We start from the raw sequence: 1,227 nt of genomic DNA, 5'->3' as shown, positions 1-1,227 counted from the left end.
GCTAATCCGACCTTGTATTATTCCCTTCATGCCGTTCGTGATATTGCGAACGGTATCGACCGCTGTCAAAATCTTGGTAGGCATATCAAGACCGGGTAACTGGATGCCGTATCCGCCCTTAGGCTCCGAGCCAGTTTCGTAGATCTCGCACCAGTTACCCATCCTCAATGTCAAGATCGGACAGTATCTTTGGCACCGGCATGCCGGTTAGCCCGCATTTACAAGGTAGATCGCAAGAGGAGCACAGCATGTTTAATCTGGGAATCGACGTTGCCAAGGCCAAGCTCGACTGCGCGCTGCGCCTGCCCAATGGCAAGCATCGTAACAAGGTAGTAGAAAACAATCACAAAGGATTCATTGCACTCAGCGAATGGCTGCTCAAGCAGGATGCCAGCAGTCCGCGCGTGTGTATGGAAGCGACCGGAACCTACTGGGAAAAGGTGGCCGAATATCTGGCAGGATGTGGCATGCTGGTCAGTGTCATCAATCCGGCGCAGATCAAGGCCTTCGGCGCTTCGCGCCTGGTACGCACGAAAACGGACAAAGTCGACGCGCAGCTGATCGCCGACTTCGCCCATGAACGCCAGCCCGAGCCGTGGCTGGCGCCGTCGCCTGCCGAACAGGCACTACGTGCCATGGTGCTGCGCCTGGAAGCTTTGCAAACCATGCGCCAGCAGGAAAGCAACCGGCTCGATGTGGCACGCGAAGCCGTGCGCCAGGGCATCGTCGATCACATTACCTGGCTCGATGGCCAGATCAAGGAACTGATTCGAGCCATCAAACGGCATATCGATGACGACCCGGATTTGCGCGGCAAGCGTGAGCTGCTCGACACCATTCCTGGCCTGGGAGAACGGACAATTCCGGTACTGCTATCCTACTACGCCAATCCTGAACGCTTCGACAGCGCCAAGCAAGCCGTGGCGTTTGCGGGACTCGACCCGCGCCAGCACGAGTCTGGCTCCAGCGTACGTGGCAAGCCACGCATGTCGAAGGTCGGCCACAGCTTCCTGCGCAAAGCCCTGTACATGCCCGCCATGGTGACCGTGTACCGGACGGCCTGGGGCAAGCGCTTTGGCCAGCGGCTCCGTGCTGCTGGCAAGGCAAAGAAACTGATCATCGGCGCCATGATGCGCAAGCTGGTGCATGTAGCATTCGGCGTGCTCAGGTCGGGAAAAATATTTGATCCGACCTTGCACGCTGCTTGACGGGGATAACAGTATCTAC

General features: G+C 57.7%; 1 protein-coding gene. It reads left to right on the top strand.

Annotated elements, in window-relative coordinates:
• Window positions 1-248: 248 nt before the first annotated feature.
• On the top strand, window positions 249-1,208 hold the full coding sequence (locus MRBLMS1_RS09925; RefSeq protein ID WP_456148211.1) for an IS110 family RNA-guided transposase: 960 nt from the start codon (window positions 249-251) through the stop codon (window positions 1,206-1,208).
• Window positions 1,209-1,227 lie beyond the last annotated feature (19 nt).

This window comes from Massilia sp. LMS1-1-1.1, from assembly GCF_040815535.1.
Lineage (GTDB): Bacteria > Pseudomonadota > Gammaproteobacteria > Burkholderiales > Burkholderiaceae_D > Janthinobacterium > Janthinobacterium aestuarii.
Note: the sequence above shows the minus strand (reverse complement) of the source record. Positions and strands in the feature narration are given on the sequence as shown.

Excerpts from the sequence above, each read along its gene's own strand:
- MRBLMS1_RS09925 (WP_456148211.1), top strand. The coding sequence starts at position 249 with ATGTTTAATCTGGGAATCGACGTTGCCAAGGCCAAGCTCGACTGCGCG.